The sequence below is a fragment of the Paenibacillus sp. AK121 genome (assembly GCF_019042715.1).
GTDB classification, from domain to species: Bacteria; Bacillota; Bacilli; order Paenibacillales; family Paenibacillaceae; genus Paenibacillus; species Paenibacillus polymyxa_C.
Window position 1 is genome coordinate 12,972 of record NZ_JAHPJM010000021.1, and the last position, 17,719, is coordinate 30,690.

Genomic DNA, 17,719 nt, shown 5'->3' on the forward strand with positions numbered 1-17,719 from the left:
TATGTACCTCCTCTGTTATGCCTGCGAAGTTAGCTGTCGGATTCGGACTCAGGAGAAGCCCTATGCTTGTGCAATTCACCCCTAGGCATATTCCACAACATCTCTATGATGCATTGGAATCATTGCCGTTGTTACGTCCCCCGCACTTCCCATGGTTTGAGCCCAGCACCTGAGTATTTATTATCATTACTGCTGCCCCGGTAAGTTTTGGCTTACTGCATAATATCACAATTTTGTAACCTTATCTGCATGAAAATGTTGGTAACCTTGAATATCATACTATACTCGTTACAATTTTGTCATCAAGAATCCGTTTTCTGTTACGAAAATATGGAGATATAGTGACAAAAAGAGAAAAGCCCTCCGTGAAACATCATCACGAGAGAGCTTTGTTAATATTTCATAAAAGCATTTTCTTACAGCACTTTAGCAAGAAAATCACGGGTACGGTCATGGCTTGGAGTACCGAATACTTGCTCAGGCGTACCTTGTTCTATAATTTGACCGTTGTCCATAAAGATGATTCGATCCCCTACCTCACGGGCAAAGCCCATTTCATGCGTCACGATCACCATCGTCATGCCGCCCTCAGCGAGCTTCTTCATCACGTCCAGAACCTCTCCAACCATTTCAGGGTCAAGGGCAGAAGTAGGCTCATCGAACAGCATTACGTGCGGCTGCATGGCCAAAGCACGTGCTATCGCAATACGTTGTTTTTGACCGCCAGATAACTGGTTTGGGTAGGTATTCTTCTTATCCTCAAGACCCACGGTCCGCAGGAGCTCCAGTGCAATTTTCTCCGCTTCTTTCCCCGACTGCTTTTTCACCTGCGTTGGTGCAAGCGTCAGATTCTGCAGTATTGTTTTATGCGGAAACAGATTAAAATGCTGGAAAACCATCCCCATCTTCTCCCGAGTCGCATTAATATTATGACCACGGGCCGTAATCGGCTCACCCTCAAACAAAATTTCCCCTTCTGTTGGCTGTTCCAACAGATTCATACAACGCAAAAACGTACTTTTTCCTGAACCACTCGGGCCGATAATGACGACTACTTCACCTTTGGCGATATCTATATCAATGCCTTTTAAAATTTCATTCTTACCGAATGATTTACGCAGTTGTTTAACGGTGATCACTGGCTCTCAACTTCCTTTCCCATAAACCCAACAGCTTAGATAAGCTGAATGTCATTACAAAATAAATAGCGGCTGCGATTACGAACGGACTCAAGCCTTCGTAGGTAATATTCTTAATGACCTGGGCTTGATACATAATATCCACCATCCCAATGGTCGAAATAATTGATGATTCTTTAATGATCGTAATGAACTCATTACCAATAGCAGGCAATATAGATTTAAATGCTTGCGGTAAAATGACATGACGCATTGCTTTGCCTCGTCCCATCCCAAGCGAGCGGGCAGCTTCCATCTGTCCACGGTCTACTGCCTGAATACCAGCACGGAAAATTTCAGCCAAATATGCCGAACTATTCAGAGACAACGTAATTATACCGGACTGAAGTGGCGTAAAATTAACCCCCAACGTCAAAGCAACTCCGTAATGAATGATCATGAGCTGCACCAGCATAGGTGTGCCGCGCAGTATCTCTACATATGCGGTACCTAACCACTCGATAATACGAATCCCACTCATCCGCAGCAAGGATATGATCAGACCAATAATGAATCCGAACAGTACTCCAAGCGCAGACAGCAATAGGGTGTAGCCGATACCCGTAGCGTAGAAACTGCGATATTTCAAAAATATATCTACAATGCTATTCGAAGAAACTTGTCTGTCGGCAGACAGTGCACTTGCTTCTGTAGAAAACTTCTCAATCGAACCGTCTGCTTTCAGGCGAGCCAACGTTTTATTTACTGAAGCAAGCAATTCCGCATTTCCTTTACGAATGCCTACAGCAGTTTCTGCTCCTTCATCCTCAGGTACTGCCTTGGCAAGTGTTACGGTACCGTCTAGTGTGTATCCTTTAGCAACGGTATCCTCGATTACAACCGCGTTGATACGGTTGGTCCGAAGCTGGAGTACCAGATCGGATATTTTATCCAATGAGGTCACAGAAGCATTAGGCACTTTTTGCGCAATTTCTTCCTGGATACTCCCCTTCTGCGCACCGAGCTTCTCTCCTTTTAGAGCAGCCATCGTTGAATATTTGTCTTTATCTTCTGGACGTACCATAATGACTTGCTTTGAACGATAGTATACATCCGAAAAATCAATGCTCTTTCTGCGTTCATCCGTCGGTGTCATACCGGACAGTACCAAGTCTACGCGACCACTTTGCAGAGCAGGCAGCAAAGAGTCAAAACTCATGTCCTCTGGGACCATCTCCGCATTCAGATCCTTGGCGATTTCCTTGGCAATTTCAACATCAAACCCAACAATGGTATCCTGACCGTTAATAACTTTATGAAACTCATACGGCGGAAAGTCAGCACTCATGCCCACTACAAGTTTTTTCTGTGGCTTTTCTTCCGATCCGTATGCAGTGAGCATGGGAAGACCAGCCAACAGTAAGATAACCGCCGACAAAACCAGGGCGGTAAAACGATATGCCTTTTTCAATCTTTTTTTCTCTCCTTAAATTCTTTATAATAAATAAGATTGTGTCATTATAAATGAATATGCATGATTATGCAATGAATGTTATAGTACAATTTTAGTATATCTATCGCAGTACCTACATTACAGCATATATAAAGGAGTTTTTAGCATGAATTTCAAACAGACCATTCAACACACCATTGAACAGCACGCCCAGCGGTTTAAGGACATTTCGTTATATATTGGCGCAAACCCTGAACTTGGAAACGAGGAATTCCTGGCCTCTGCCCGTTTAAAAGAAGAACTTGCTTTTCACGGATTTGAAGTTCAGGCACCCGTATTGGGTATAGAAACAGCCTTTATTGCTACTTACAAAGCAACCAAGCCTGGACCAATCATTGCTTTTCTGGCAGAATACGACGCTCTGAAAGGGCTAGGACACGCCTGTGGGCACCATTTGATATGTATGATGAGTACAGGCGCTGCCGTAGGTCTCAAATCGATTATCGACGAGACTGGTGGAGAAGTACGTGTATACGGCACACCTGCCGAAGAAACACGCGGTGCAAAGGTTCCGATGGCGGCGGCCGGGTTGTTTGATGATTGCGATATAGCTATGATGACACATCCCTTTGACCGCTACGAAAAATCAGGCAAATCGCTAGCGATTGATGCTGTGCAGTTCGAATTTTTTGGTCAATCCGCTCACGCTGCGGCCAGTCCGCACGAAGGGATTAATGCTTTGGACGCTGTGATTCAAACGTTTAACGGGGTTAACGCATTTCGGCAACAGGTGAAAAGTACGGTACGTATCCATGGCATCATTAATCAGGGTGGGCAGGCTGCCAATATTATTCCTGATTACGCCTCAGCCCAATTTTACGTGAGGGCCGCTACACGCCAAGAGCTGAACCCGCTTACCCGCCGTGTTGTTCAAATTGCTGAAGGAGCTGCTTTACAAGCCGGGTGTCGTTTGGAAACTTCCAATTATGAGACTTCTTACGATGAAATGGTGACCAATCGTGTACTCTCCGACACCTTTACAGCAAATTTGGTGCAGGCTGGCATTGCGCAAGAAGATATTACGGAGGGTGAAGATCATGGCTCTATGGATATCGGAAATGTATCACTTCATTGCCCTGCGATCCACCCGTACATTCAAGTTATTGACGAGAAGCATGCCTTGCATACACCAGAATTCCGCGATTTAGCAATGCAGGACCGCGCAATGGAAGGAATGCTCTTGGCCGCGAGAACCTTGGCATGGACGGCTTGCGATGTAATCACAAATTCTGAGCTGCTGGCACAGATTAAAAAAGAATTCGCTCTACTGAATAGCAAAAGCTAAAATCGGAAATGCCGTCTTCTTTTAGAAAGGAGTGCCCTTATGAATAGTATGACTAGCTTTTGGACGTTGTTTATTGTGGTTGGTCTCATCATTCTTTGGTTTATATTCCGTGCTATACGCAGGAATCGTGGAAACAGAAGTACGCGGCGCCGAAATGCATTTTTCCTTAGCTCTCCGTCTCCTTCGTCACTCACGCAGGAGCGTCATCGAGAGATTACAGAGCTGAAGGAGCTGCTGGAGCGATGCATTCCAGCCTCCTATGCTCATAACGTAAAGCAACGTGTCATGGACGCCCATCCTAGCCTGACGGAGCAAGAATATAATTGGCGCTGGCATGAGCTAAAACGATACTTCATGCTATGCGCCATTATGAATCGGGTGCCTATGTTCAGTAGTGATGTAGATGAACTATGGCACGAAATGTTAATGTTTACGCGTGAATACCAGCAATTCTCCGAAGCTTTTTTTGGTCGTATGCTTCACCATGCACCCCATTCGGGCGGCTCTCAGCCGATGCCAGAGGAGCGGGCGTGGTTTGACTGGTTGTATGTGGAATGCTTTGGTTGGAATCGTTATAGTGCCAGTTTGTGGGGAACTTTTTTTAATCATCCGCTACCGAACGATGAGCTTTCACACTATTACAAACTGACAGCTTCGATGCAGCCAATAGGTGACCGATGGAATTCCCATGAAAATGTAGACATTTCACAGCAAGCACAACAAGCGGTTCAAAAGATAATCCAACACCTCCGTGAGCGGGTAAATAAAGCTGTAAATGATCCAGAGGGCAAGCAGCTACCCAAGGTCAACTATTTGCAGGTTGACTATCTGCTATTGGCTGTTGTGTGGTATTCATGGTATCAACCTGAACAATTGGCCATACACATGCACCCAGATTCTACAAACAGTGCCGTACTAGCCAGCTCATCCGGCTGTAGCTCCGCAAGCGGCTGCTCGAACTGGGATACACACCACTCGCACCATCATTCCTCCCATGACAGTTCTCATGGTGGAGGCTCTTCTCACCACGATTCAGGCGATTCCGGGAGCCATTCCTCGTGTAGCAGCGGCTCTTCGTGTGGAAGTAGCTGTGGTGGCGGGGGCGACTGACCAGCAACAAAAAAGGGAATTCCGCAGCCAAACCATGGCTAAAGGAGTTCCCTTTTTCATTAGCATAAATATGGTATTTATGTGCTGTTTAATCGGTCTTTGCTAGCGAACGGTAAATATCCATATACGCCTCGGCCGATACATCCCAACTGTACTCTCCTGCAAAGGCCGTCTGTGTAAGCTTGTTCCAATGCTCAGGTTGACGATAGTAATGAACAGCACGACGAATGGTATGCAGCATGTCATGTGCATTGTAGTTCGTGAAACTAAAACCGTTACCTTCACCTGTGGATTCATTGTAAGCCTGCACCGTATCGTTCAGCCCTCCAGTTTCTCGCACGATGGGGATACTTCCATAACGAAGCGCCAGCAGTTGACTAATCCCACAAGGCTCAAACCTCGATGGCATAAGATACATGTCACTTGCCGCATATATTTTTCGTGACAATGGTTCGCTAAAAGTAAGCTGCGCTGACATTTTCAGAGGATATCGTCCCGCTGCTTCCCGGAACCAGTGCTCAAAAGCCGGGTCCCCTGTTCCCAGCACGACAAACTGAATATCATCATAATACAAAATTTCGTCAAGCACTCTCGTTACCAGATCTAGCCCCTTCATATCCACAAGCCGGGTTACCATGGCAATCATAGGTACGTCCGGACGCACCGGCAAACCCAGCTCCTTTTGTAGAGCAATTTTATTTTCCTTTTTCTTTGCCAGACTTGTGCGGTATTTCGTATAAATACGATTGTCTGTGGCAGGATTGTAGCTTTGGGTGTCAATTCCATTCACAATCCCCGTTAAGCGTCCCTGCTGTCCTAATTTACGAAGTAGACCCTCCAGTCCGTATCCGTAAAATTCAGTTTGAATTTCCTCTGCATAGGTTGGACTCACGGTCGTGACATGATCCGAGTAAGTAAGCCCACCTTTCATAAAGTTTAGTCTGCCATAATATTCCACACCCTCCGGGGTAAAATAGCTTCCATCCAAGTTAAGCAGCTCCGTTAAGACCTCATATGGAAAATCACCCTGATACAACAGATTATGTATCGTAAACACCGTGCGAATATCGTTGTAAAAGGGCAAATGTCGATAATCGGCATTCAGAAGTAGCGGAACCATCGCCGTATGCCAGTCATGACAATGCACAATATCTGGCCGAAAATTCAGTTCAGGCAGCACTTCCAAAATCGCCCGGTTGAAGAAGGAGAAGCGTTCGCCATCATCCATATAACCGTAAATACCGTCACGACCGAAGTAATATTCATTATCTATAAAATAAACCCTGATCCCGTCCAACGTCAGCTCCTCTACTCCACAATATTGATCACGCCAGCCTACAGCTACATGCTTGACCGTTACCGGACGCAGAGACTTCTTATAGGTATCGGGAATACCCGCATATTTAGGTAAGATGATTCGGACGTCACACCCTGCCTGATGAAGTGCCTTTGGCAGTGCGCCAATAACATCAGCCAACCCGCCTGTTTTAATAAATGGATGTGCTTCTGCTGCCGCAAACAAAATGTTCATATGTGCTTCCTCCTTATGTGGTCAATCTGCTTTTTTAGACCTACGTGGTGGTGTCTTCTTGAGTATAACGATGCTTAGGGGTGGAATAGTCACCTCCAAGCTGTGAAGCTGTCCGTGGTAAGGGATTTTGGAAGTACGTATCGCTCCGGAGTTTACCTGACCACTTCCCCCAAAGTCCTTATGATCGCTGTTCAGCAATTCCATATAGCTTCCTGCCTTTTGCAACCCAATTCGATAATTTTCTCTTTGCACAGGCTGAAAATTAATAAGGACAACCAGCGTATCCCCCGTTTTTTTGCCTTTACGTAAATACGTAATTACACTCTGCCCTCGGTCTTCAGCTTCAATCCATTGATAGCCGTCCCACGAATGGTCCAATTCCCATAATGCTTTCTCCTGAAGATATAAATGATTCAGTGCTTTCGAATATGCGTGCAAAGACCGATGACTGTCATAGTCCAGCAAAAACCAGTCAAGCTGATCCTCATCCTTCCATTCAATAAACTGGCCAAATTCCCCTCCCATGAATAAGAGCTTTTTACCTGGTGAGGTCATTTGGTAGCCAAGGAGCGCCCGTAGTCCGGCAAATTTTTGTTCATAGGTGCCCGGCATTTTATCAAGCAGCGACTTCTTACCATGAACAACCTCATCATGCGACAATGGCAGTGTAAAATTTTCGCTGTATGCATAGGCTATGGGAAAGGTCAGCAAATTATGGCGCTCGGGTCGTTGATCAAACTCCGATTCCATATAATCAAGTGTATCGTTCATCCAACCCATATTCCATTTGTAATTAAAACCGAGCCCTCCATCGCTTACTGGGGAGGTCACCATCGGCCAAGCGCTGGACTCCTCTGCCATCATGAGTGCATATGGATAATAGCGGAATACCGTCTCATTCAGCTGTTGAAGGAAGGCGATAGCCTCCTCATTTTCAATCCCTCCCTTGGAATTGAGACAATATTGTCCTTCCTGCTTTTCAAAATCCAGCCGTAACATGCTCGTCACCGCATCCACACGCAGACCATCAATATGGTACACATCCATCCAGAACAATGCGTTGGAAATCAGAAAAGAACGTACTTCTGGCTTGCTATAATCGAACGTTAGGGTTCCCCAGCCGGGCTTTTCAGCAATTAGCGGGTCCGCGTATTCGAACAGTGGCGATCCGTCAAACCGTCTCAATCCATGAGCATCCTTGGCAAAATGAGCCGGAACCCAATCCATAATCACTCCAATTCCCGCCTGATGGCAACGATCCACCAAATACATAAAATCATGTGGTTCACCATAACGGCTTGTGAGTGCAAAATATCCTGTTAATTGGTAGCCCCAGGAAAGATCATACGGATGCTCACTCAGCGGCATCAGCTCAATATGTGTATACCCCATATCAGTTACATAAGGCACAAGAAGCTCAGCCATTTCCCTGTATGTATAAAACGTACCATCTGCTTTTTGCTTCCAAGTGCCTAGATGAAGCTCGTATATATGTAGAGGTTTACCATAAGGTGCTCTACGTTTACGGCGCCAAGCTGCATCGTTCCAAACATAACCATCCACTGAAGATACCACTGAAGCCGTAGCCGGTCTCACTTCAGCACGTACGGCGTAAGGATCTGCTTTCAGAAATCGTTCACCATTTGGACCTGTAATGTCGTATTTGTAAAATGTTCCTTGGGATATCCTCGGAAAAAAACGACTCCAAAAACCGGATTTGGGAACCCTATATAAGGAATCCTGTTCCCCATTCCAGTTGTTGCGATCTGTAGCAAGCCCGACATGGAGAGCATGAGGAGCCCAGACCGTAAAACGAACGCCCTGTTCTCCGTTCTCCACAGTAAGGTGGGAACCCAAAGATCGGTAGCTGTGATAAAGCGTTCCTTCATGAAACAAATAAATATCTTCCGATGAGATAGTCTGTTGCGGAAGAGTTTGGTCTGTCATCACGTCACCACCCTTTTATGTTTGTAAGTAAAAATGTATGAATCGGTAATGCATTCGCTTTTGGGTCAAAGCTGACCTGAGTTATTACCCCATTCTAGCCACAATGAACAGAAAAATGACTAGGAAAAAAATAAACCTTAGTTTTTGGGGAATCTTATATACCTGATGGTTTCAAGAGTACCCCATACCGTTTATGTATGTACTACAACAGACAACTAAACCGGGAGGGAAACGAAATGTTTAATAAAGAATGCATTGCCATGCTGCTGGCAGGCGGAGAGGGACGCCGTCTTGCTCCCCTTACTTCAACGATTGCAAAACCCGCCGTACCTTTTGGCGGTCATTACCGGATCATCGATTTTCCTCTCAGCAATTGCGTAAATTCAAACATTGATACTGTAGGTGTACTGACGCAATATGAGGCAGAATCCTTGCACGAACATATTGGGGATGGAACTCCATGGGGCCTTACAAAAACGGATGACAAAGGAATTACCCTGCTTCCATCTTATAATACAGGTAACGCTGAATACTTAGGAACGGCAGATGCTATTCATAAGAATATCGAATATATTGACAGCCAAAATCCAGAACATGTGCTTATTTTATCCGGTGACCATATTTACTATATGAATTATGGCGAGATGCTGAACTACCATAAGGAAAAAGGAGCTGCGGCAACCATTTCTGTCATGGAGGTTCCTTGGGATGAAGCACACCGTTTTGGTGTTATGAGCGCCGATGAAGATCTGCGCGTCACTGAATTTGCAGAGAAGCCGGAGAAACCGGAAAGTAATTTAGCCTCTATGGGGATTTACCTTTTCAAATGGGATTACTTAAGAAATTATCTACTGGAAGACGCACAGGATCCTCAATCCAGTCATGATTTTGGCAAAGATATCATACCTAAAATGCTGGCAGACCAAGAATCACTATACGTTTATGAATTCCAGGGCTATTGGAAAGACGTAGGTACAGTTAAAAGCCTATGGGACTCCCACATGGACTTGCTGCAAGAAAATTGCGCGATTGACCTTCAGCGTCAAGACTGGCCAATGTATACACGTGAACGCCGCACAAGGCTGAGCGCGCAAAAGGTGCCTGGTCGTAAAATGCAGTCATTGGACAGCCTACTGCATGATTCCTGCCAAGTCGAAGGCCAAATTGAGCGCTCCGTAGTGTTTAGCGGCGTCGAGGTGGGAAAAGGCTCTTCCATCAAGGAAAGTATCGTTATGCCTGACACACGTATTGGGCGCAACGTGCATATTGAGCACGCAATTATCGGTGAAGGTGCTGTAATTCGTGATGGTGCTGTTATTAAAGGTAATCCGAGCGAAATTATGGTTATCGGACCCAATGAAACAGTATTTGGCAAAATGGCAGTACGGCCGCAAACTACACGTATGCTAAAAGAAGCCTACGAGCGTAACACACGCTTGCGTGCAGAAGGCTTTACTTCATAACTCTCCCCTAAATTTCAAACAGCCAGCCCTCCAATATAGTGAGGACTGGCTGTTTTTATGGTTACATCTTACATTTAACTTTAAATCTGCCCTTCCGAGAGTTGTGGTGGTTCCACAGATGGCTCTGCTTGCAGAGCAGGCAATGAAACCGTAATGGTGGTTCCAGCTCCCAATTCACTTCTAATGAGCATCTGACCGTGATGACGCTCAACAAACTGTTGCGAGATTGCCAATCCCAGTCCAGTCCCTCCATTTTGGTGGTCTACCTGGAAAAAGCGATCTCTTACTCTGGCAAGATTTTCTTCACTAATCCCAATCCCTGTATCCTGTACCGATATCTCGATATTGCCTTTAACACGTTGAAGAGACAGATAAATAATCGAGCTCTCATGCGAAAATTTGATGGCATTATCTACAATGTTCAAAAACACCTGTTTCAGACGGTTACCGTCTCCATGAACAAGGTATGCCGTTTCCTCGGAATCCAGTTGGAGCTTAATCTGCTTCATTTCTGCCTTGGCCCATACATTCAGCATAATTTCCTGCAAAAGCTCTCGAAGATCAACTGTTCCCATCACGAGCTTCATGGCATTTTGTTCCAGTTTGGAAAAATCGAGAATTTCCTCCACCAAGCCAATCAGCCGGTCCGTTTCCTTAGAAATAATCTGCATTCCGATCTTGGTCTCTTCCGGGTCATATCCGCCAGAATTTAACGTTTCACTCCAGCCCTTAATGGAAGTAAGCGGAGTACGCAGCTCATGAGAAATGGAAGAAATAAAATCATCCTTGATTTGATTGGTTCTGACAATTTCCTGTGCCATGTAGTTCAACGTCGATGCCAGTTCACCCAGTTCATAGCGATAATCGCCTTTGATACGTGCATCAAATCGCCCCTGCGCCATCTGAGCAGATACGTCGCGAATATTGTTAATCGGTCTGACAATGGAATTGGCAAGCCCTGTACTCACTACAAATACAATAATCAATACAGCTGCCATGATTCCCACCGAAAATAATGTAATGATGAATAACTTGTCATTTACTAATTCCAACGAAGTCGTATACCGGATTATATACACCTGATCCCCGACAATATTGTCCAGTTTCTGAGATACCGCCATCACCTGCTGTCCCGTGCCGGGTTGCTTTCCGATCCATTTGCCCGTATCTCCAGCTAAGGCTTGTGTCACATCACTGGTTTGCACACTTAGATCCGCAGCAAAATTTGTCGAGTTATCAATTACATTTCCCTGTTCATCAAGCAATTGTAATTCAGTGTTGGGCAGTGAAAATGTATCCAACAAATACGATTGTAATGATTGTTCCGGCTCCTTGAATTTGGATGCAAATTCACTTACCGATTGGATACGGTTCTCGATCTTTTTATAAATAGTGTCATAATAATATGACCGGAGTGCAAACATAAAAATGACTTCTACTAACAGAAGCGCCAAAAACACTACGAAAAAATAGTGAAGCACAATCTGTCGGCGGATCCCCTTTTTGATCATTGAGACTGACCTTTCCATTTATATCCATGTCCCCACACGGTTTGTAAAAAAGCTGGCTCGGATGGATTGTTTTCAATTTTCTGCCGCAGACGTCGGATATTCACATCTACAATTTTCGGATCACCCATATATTCCTTGCCCCATACGTGGTCGAGTAAAACATCTCGGCTAAGCGGCGTATTTTCTTTCTCCAGAAAAAACTGAATCAGGGAAAACTCTGTCGGTGTCAGCTCGATCAGCTGCCCGTTTTTCTTAAATTGCTTAGCTATCAAATCCAGCGTGAACGGACCGGACTGGAAGGACACCTTGGCTGCTGTTTCACGATGTACATTCACCCGACGCAATAACGATTGAATACGTGCAATCAGCTCTGTCGGGCTGAAAGGCTTGCTCACATGGTCATCAGCCCCTACAGACAAGGCATACACCTTATCCTGTTCCTGTACCTTGGCTGTCAGAAAGATAATGCCAATACGCTCATTCGTTTCCCGAATTCTCCGACAAACCTCAAAACCATCCATGCCCGGCACCATCACGTCAAGTAACGCAATATCGATATCCCGCACCGTATTCAAAATATTCAAAGCCTCGTGTCCTTCTGACGCCTCCAACACCTCAAAGCCGTTACGTTTCAAGTTAATGACGATAAAGCTACGGATCGATTCCTCGTCTTCCATGATTAAAACTTTACTCACTCTACTCTACCTGCCTTTCCCCCAGCTTGTTTTTAATGGCTTTACGTGGCTCCAGCTCGCTGGATCGTTTTATACCAACTACCTGTGCATTCGTTCGCCACAGTTGGCTATAGCCTTCGTTATTTCGCTCCCATTGTGATAACGAGAAAAATTTAATTTCCGCTATCGTTTTGTCTGTATCATCCAAAATAAACCGCAAATAGCTGTCCTTCCTTGAAACCTTCGGATCAATAGTCACCTTGCCATGCAGCTCTTTTGGCAGCCTGAAGTAGACCTGTTCATTAGAATCACGATACTGTTGCTGCTTGAAAATCGTCCCTTTGGCCCCATCCCACTGATAGAACGATACAAAATAAGGAACTTCATCGAGCGGCCTGTTGCTCCAGCCTTTAGGCTTCTCCAAATTTCCAAATTCGAGAAGACCGTCACCGTCCACATCACCACTGGCGATGGTAGCATCCTTGAAGGTAACATCCATAAGATTGAGCTTTCTAAGTTTGCCGTGATCCATCACGATAACATTGGATACCGTAGTCGTCTGAGCAATCTTTGTATCTATAATGATTCCCTGCCTACCCTGGGCTACCTTACCAGCGACCACATTATAGACACCTAAAGCCTGACTGTCCAAATCCAACGATCCGATCTCCTTAAAGGTTCCTCCGCTGAACTGGAACGTTTTTACAGTAAAAAATTCATTGCGACGGAGCAAGATAATCGTCAAGTCATTCAGATTGTCCCCGTTCAAATCCATCTTCTTATGGTTAAAATCGTCTACAACGAAGTCCGTATAGCCCGTTGCATATATTTTTTCTAACGTTCCTCCAGTATAAGAGTAAACGATAAGACCCTTCTGCTCCCCGTTCTCGCCACTGTCTCCGCTCGAAAAGCCTGCTACAATATCAAGCGTACCGTCATTTGTTAGATCCACTAGTTTAAATGATTCCAACACTGTGCCTTCCCCATCAAATGTAAGCTTCTTTACCCACGTCCCGCCCTGATCTTCAAACAAGGCACCATGTATCTTTACGCTCTCATCTGGTGTTTCATAAAAGAGCACTGCTTCGTCTATACCATCATTATTCAAATCTCCCGTCCGAATTGGCGTAGGATCATCCGGATCATTCGGCCTTAAAGGCTGTACCGCCCCTAATTGCGTATTCACTGCTCCATTCAGCTGTTGTTTCTCGTCAGACATCGTTGGTGTCTGCATCAGCGAAATTGGATCGCTAATCACATTACAGCCGCTTAAAAATCCAGCAAGAAGCAGCAAGGAACAGCAGCAAGCCACCATTTTCAACAGCATTTTTTTCACTTCTCTTGCCGTCCCCTTCACAATTTGTTCTTTTCTGCCTGTGTCAATCGTCTTCCCTGGATATCAAACACCAGTTTACCCTCATTCAGACCCCAGATTCGGGAAGCAAAACGTTCAGCCATTTCCAGCGGCAGTACAGTAATGATTGTTACTCGCTCGCCAGAGCACAGCTTGCGAAAGGTTTCCAGTACATGCGCTGCTGAGGCAGGATCAAGTCCATTTACAGGCTCATCAGCTAAAATAACCTTAGCACCGTGGACGAGAGCACGCGCTGTGGCTACCCGTTGCCGTTCGCCGCCGCTGAGCTTGTCGCATTTATCATGCGCCTTATCCAGCAGACCCAGATCCTCTAGAACGTCCATCGCTCCCATATAATCGTCGGAACGCACCATGCCAGTCACCATTCTCCACCAGGGTGTTTGACCCGATCGCCCAATGAGCACATTTTTAAGAGCGGTCCGATTCACATTAAGATGCGGATTTTGCTCCAGGTATGCCCACTCTCGCTTTATTTTCATCTTGCCCGTCCACCCGGATCTCAGTACATCATTGCCACCAACAATCAAACTGCCTTCTTCCCAAGGCTCTTGTAAAGCAAGACAGCGAAGAAGTGTCGTTTTACCGCTTCCGCTTGGCCCCACTATAGCAATGAATTCACCCTGATGAATTTCAGCATCAATCCCTCGAAGCAACGGGGTACGTTCAGGCCCCACTTGCTTGGTCAGCTTCCGAATTTTAATCATCTATGATTCCCCTTTGTCCGCCATCAATACATGTTTATATTTTATAGTAATTGTGAAACAAATACCATGCAAACCGCAGTTTTATACCGCTGGTGCTCTTTTTCGGGAAAACAGACCTAACAATCCGAAAACAATATAACTACCTCCAAGGACTAGAAACATACTGCCTTGAGTTCCAATGTCCAGCAACCCTCCGCTAATATTAGGTCCGATCACACTTCCCAGATTAAAATGAAAGGATGCCAGCACATTTGCAGCCGCCAAAAATGATTTGGGCAACAGGTCAGCTGCATAGGCCAAACCAAGTGAGAAAAAGGAGCCTACCAATCCACCTGCGATGGTCAGCAATACCAATGTGAACATAAAATGATTGCCACTCCATGGTAGTAACATAAAGGTCAACCCTCCTGCTATACCTACGCTCATTAGCACCTTTTTACGTCCCCAACGGTCACTTAATATACCTAAAGGCAGTTGCAGCACTAAGCCTCCCAAACTGACGAAAGGCAGCAAGGCAGCAATTTCATCGGTATGGAAGCCAATACGCAGGCCATAGACTGGAAAATTACTGTTCAGGCTCGCTTCCATATAACCGTATAGAAATGCAGGCAACAGAGCGTACCATGCCCATCTATAGCTGCGCCGGAATCTTTGTGCGGGACGCGCCTCAGTCTCCTGCTTCTCGGGTCTTGAGTCAGGCAGCTTGATTAACACTAACAGCAACACAAGCAAGCACAACAAAGCCAACGCAGCAAATGGAACCAGCATTCCATAATCAAGCAGCCACAATCCCAATGGGCCTAATGCAAAACCGAGACCATAAGACATACCATAAAAGGAAATGTTGCGGCCTCGATTCTCTGCTGGAGTTACCAGCAATATCCACAACTGAGCAGAATAATGCAACGCACTGTCACCAATACCTACTAGCAGGCGCAGTACGAACCAAACCCGAATATCAGGGATTAGCGGGAACAGCAGCAGCGTGATCAGCACAAGCACAAGACCACCAGCCATCAGCTTTTTAAATCCCAGCCACCCCAAAGTCCGTTCAGCCACCAGTGTCATTGCGAATGAACCAATATACAGTGCAGCCGCGTTCATTCCGTTTAGCGAAGACGAAACCCCCATTTGTTCCAAAGAGATCGACAGAATGGGCAATAGTAAACCCTGACATAATCCAGCAACAATAATAACTGCAATTAAGATAAAATAATGAACACGTAACGACGACGACATCCCAGCTCCTCCTGCTCGAACAAATAAATTATTAACATCATAAAATGAATGTTTAGAAATGATTTGCATTTGATACCATAATCAATAATAAATCTTATCACGATGTGTACCATGACTTTCTAAAAATCGATATATTACATATTAAGATGTTTTTAGCGTGTTAATTTTAGTGTATTAAAGAGAGAAATAAAAAAATCGCCATCTGAGATGACGATTTTACGGATAGAGCTAGTCTGGTATGTATCCGACTCCTCGGTTAAGAGCCTCGTATGTTCAATCCGACCAAGTTCACGTCACAACGCACTATTTCATATTATAGTGGACAATGCCTGGCAGAACAAGCCATAATAAATGAGTGGGCAATTTCAAAATGCTCATGTTTTGCTTATGGACGGGCTTTATTTACGTTCACCGCTCTGGGCTAGAAGACAGAATAGGAGGCATTTGGTTCCATGAGTTATCAAATTAAAATAGACACTTCCCCAATTTATGAATTGCTCGGCAGCTTTATGGCCTATGTAACTAAAAAGTGGGTCCAAGATATGGACTTGGGCCATGAATGGATCGACAAGGTGGATGCACGATTACAACAGGAAGTTCGTACTGAGCTAGCTACAGCTCAGGATTGCCCTTTTAGCGATTATGACGCACTCTATGCCTGGGCGTTGCTTCGACCAGAAACAGATGAAATATCCGACTATATTTCTTACTTGGATCACGGACCGGATAAGGATATGTTTGAGTTGCTTGTTCCGCATATTCCTTTTTTAACCTTTGAAGAATCTTTACGCATTCGTAAGGTATATGCACCGCTCCTCAGATTGTGGGATCGTGATTATTTTCGGGCCTTGGAAGGCGAACTGCGTGTATTGGCAGAAGAAGATGCTGCGGAAAAGCGCATGCTGTTAAGTAAAATGGAACCGGAAGCACTTGTTGAATATGCAACAGCTGGACTAGTCGTGCCACATATGGAAGACCTCGATACAGTAGTGCTGTTTCCGGTCGTTCATAATCGCCCAATTAATTCATACTGCTTTTACACCCGTACACTGCTGATCCAGTATCCGGTAGATATTCCCGAAGAGAGTGAGGAAGAACCGCCCACGCTTCTACTACGACTCACTCGTGCAGTCAATGATCCACAACGGCTGCGCATTTTGCGTTATGTAGCTCAAGGTCCTAAGTCTCTTGAAGACATGCGTCATGATTTGAGCCGATTGGAAGATACACTAATGTCTGATATGATGATTTTGCGTGTGGCTGGTTTGCTCCGCATACACATTGGACGCTATCACAAGGAAAAATTCAGCATCCGTCCCGACGGTGCGGCTGATTTGCAGGTATTTTTGGAATCCTATATTGGATTGTAATTTGAATCGCAACTTTAGTTATAAACTGAACACCGTTAAAGCTTTGGCTTGGAAGGAGTATGCATCATGTCGTATCCGAAACAGCACATTTTATTTGATCTTGATGACACTTTGGTCCACTGCAACAAGTATTTCGACCTTATTCTCAACCACTTTTTCGATTTGCTTCAGGAATGGTTTGCAGCTCATAACCTAACGAGAAATACAATCCGTGAAAAACAAATTGAAATTGATGTGGCTGGGGTTCATCAGGTGGGTTTTGCCAGCGAGCATTTTCCACAATCCCTAATAGATACGTACCAGTTTTTCTCTGAACAATTCGGACGCCGTACGGATTCTCGGGAAGAACAGGAGCTTCGCTCGCTTGGCCGAAGTGTGTACGAGCAGGAAATTGAACCGTATCCAGGTATGGCCGAAACGTTAAATTCACTCCAAAAAGCAGGGCATTCCCTTCACCTTTATACGGGCGGTGAGCAGGTCATTCAAGAAAGAAAGATTGAGCAAATGAAGCTGGCTACTTACTTTGATGACCGTATCTATATTCGCCAGCATAAAAATGTCGAAGCACTGGAAGAAATCATCCAAATAAATCGGCTGGACCGAGGCATCACCTGGATGATTGGGAATTCTTTACGCACCGACGTATCTCCAGCCCTTGCGGCAGGTATTCACGCTGTGTATCTTAAGCAGCCTAAAGAATGGATTTACAATATGGTTGAATTGCAAAAAAACGTGAACTCTGTAATGTATACAATACAAAAGCTAACAGAAGTGCCACGGGTGATCCACGAAAGCATACAATTGCATCAACAAAAAAGGACCCTCGGATAGGGTCCTCAGGCTGTCGAGAAAGTCTCGACAGCTATTTTCTTGTGAATT

At 45.1% G+C, this 17,719-nt stretch carries 14 protein-coding genes and 1 riboswitch; of the genes, 5 read left to right on the forward strand and 9 right to left on the reverse strand.

What is annotated here, in order from left to right:
* Positions 1-3: 3 nt before the first annotated feature.
* A riboswitch (cyclic di-AMP (ydaO/yuaA leader) is annotated at positions 4-173 on the reverse strand.
* Between the two features lie 243 nt (positions 174-416).
* Both KSP24_RS23950 and KSP24_RS23955 read right to left on the reverse strand, forming a co-directional pair.
* A complete protein-coding gene (locus KSP24_RS23950; RefSeq protein WP_013371435.1) occupies positions 417-1,139 on the reverse strand; it encodes an amino acid ABC transporter ATP-binding protein in 723 nt (240 codons plus the stop codon).
* Entirely contained in the window at positions 1,126-2,589 is a 1,464-nt protein-coding gene (locus KSP24_RS23955; protein ID WP_013371436.1) for an ABC transporter substrate-binding protein/permease, read from the reverse strand. Before KSP24_RS23955 ends, KSP24_RS23950 begins: the two co-directional genes overlap by 14 nt.
* Before the next feature lie 148 nt (positions 2,590-2,737).
* Between KSP24_RS23955 and KSP24_RS23960 the strand changes: the two genes are divergently transcribed.
* Positions 2,738-3,916, forward strand: a complete 1,179-nt coding sequence (locus KSP24_RS23960) for a M20 family metallopeptidase (protein ID WP_025674578.1) — start codon at positions 2,738-2,740, stop codon at positions 3,914-3,916.
* Positions 3,917-3,955: 39 nt separating this feature from the next.
* Positions 3,956-5,026: a glycine-rich domain-containing protein gene (locus KSP24_RS23965; RefSeq protein ID WP_216976975.1), complete on the forward strand. Its 1,071-nt coding sequence runs from the start codon at positions 3,956-3,958 to the stop codon at positions 5,024-5,026.
* Positions 5,027-5,114: 88 nt separating this feature from the next.
* Here the strand turns inward: KSP24_RS23965 and glgA are convergent, their stop codons facing one another.
* Complete coding sequence (gene glgA, locus KSP24_RS23970; protein ID WP_013371439.1) at positions 5,115-6,557, reverse strand: glycogen synthase GlgA; 1,443 nt, start codon at positions 6,555-6,557, stop codon at positions 5,115-5,117.
* A gap of 21 nt (positions 6,558-6,578) precedes the next feature.
* Positions 6,579-8,504: a 1,4-alpha-glucan branching protein GlgB gene (gene glgB / locus KSP24_RS23975; RefSeq protein ID WP_216976977.1), complete on the reverse strand. Its 1,926-nt coding sequence runs from the start codon at positions 8,502-8,504 to the stop codon at positions 6,579-6,581.
* Between the two features lie 236 nt (positions 8,505-8,740).
* Here glgB and KSP24_RS23980 point away from each other — a divergent pair, with 236 nt between their 5' ends.
* Positions 8,741-9,967: a glucose-1-phosphate adenylyltransferase gene (locus KSP24_RS23980; RefSeq protein WP_064964185.1), complete on the forward strand. Its 1,227-nt coding sequence runs from the start codon at positions 8,741-8,743 to the stop codon at positions 9,965-9,967.
* Positions 9,968-10,047: 80 nt separating this feature from the next.
* Here the strand turns inward: KSP24_RS23980 and KSP24_RS23985 are convergent, their stop codons facing one another.
* The 5 genes from KSP24_RS23985 to KSP24_RS24005 form a co-directional block, all read right to left on the reverse strand.
* Positions 10,048-11,478 carry a sensor histidine kinase gene (locus tag KSP24_RS23985; RefSeq protein ID WP_129550327.1) on the reverse strand — a complete coding sequence of 477 codons (1,431 nt, stop codon included), beginning with the start codon at positions 11,476-11,478 and terminating at the stop codon, positions 10,048-10,050.
* Positions 11,475-12,173 (reverse strand): response regulator transcription factor, encoded by a 699-nt coding sequence (locus KSP24_RS23990; RefSeq protein ID WP_007432526.1) that lies wholly within the window; start codon positions 12,171-12,173, stop codon positions 11,475-11,477. Before KSP24_RS23990 ends, KSP24_RS23985 begins: the two co-directional genes overlap by 4 nt.
* Position 12,174: 1 nt before the next feature.
* Positions 12,175-13,509: a hypothetical protein gene (locus KSP24_RS23995; RefSeq protein ID WP_216976979.1), complete on the reverse strand. Its 1,335-nt coding sequence runs from the start codon at positions 13,507-13,509 to the stop codon at positions 12,175-12,177.
* Complete coding sequence (locus KSP24_RS24000; RefSeq protein WP_216976981.1) at positions 13,506-14,231, reverse strand: phosphonate ABC transporter ATP-binding protein; 726 nt, start codon at positions 14,229-14,231, stop codon at positions 13,506-13,508. Before KSP24_RS24000 ends, KSP24_RS23995 begins: the two co-directional genes overlap by 4 nt.
* Before the next feature lie 81 nt (positions 14,232-14,312).
* Complete coding sequence (locus KSP24_RS24005) at positions 14,313-15,470, reverse strand: MFS transporter (RefSeq protein ID WP_216976983.1); 1,158 nt, start codon at positions 15,468-15,470, stop codon at positions 14,313-14,315.
* A 452-nt stretch (positions 15,471-15,922) separates the two neighbouring features.
* Here KSP24_RS24005 and KSP24_RS24010 point away from each other — a divergent pair, with 452 nt between their 5' ends.
* Positions 15,923-16,840: a hypothetical protein gene (locus KSP24_RS24010; protein ID WP_013371448.1), complete on the forward strand. Its 918-nt coding sequence runs from the start codon at positions 15,923-15,925 to the stop codon at positions 16,838-16,840.
* A gap of 66 nt (positions 16,841-16,906) precedes the next feature.
* Positions 16,907-17,671 carry an HAD family hydrolase gene (locus KSP24_RS24015; protein ID WP_013371449.1) on the forward strand — a complete coding sequence of 255 codons (765 nt, stop codon included), beginning with the start codon at positions 16,907-16,909 and terminating at the stop codon, positions 17,669-17,671.
* Positions 17,672-17,719: the final 48 nt, after the last annotated feature.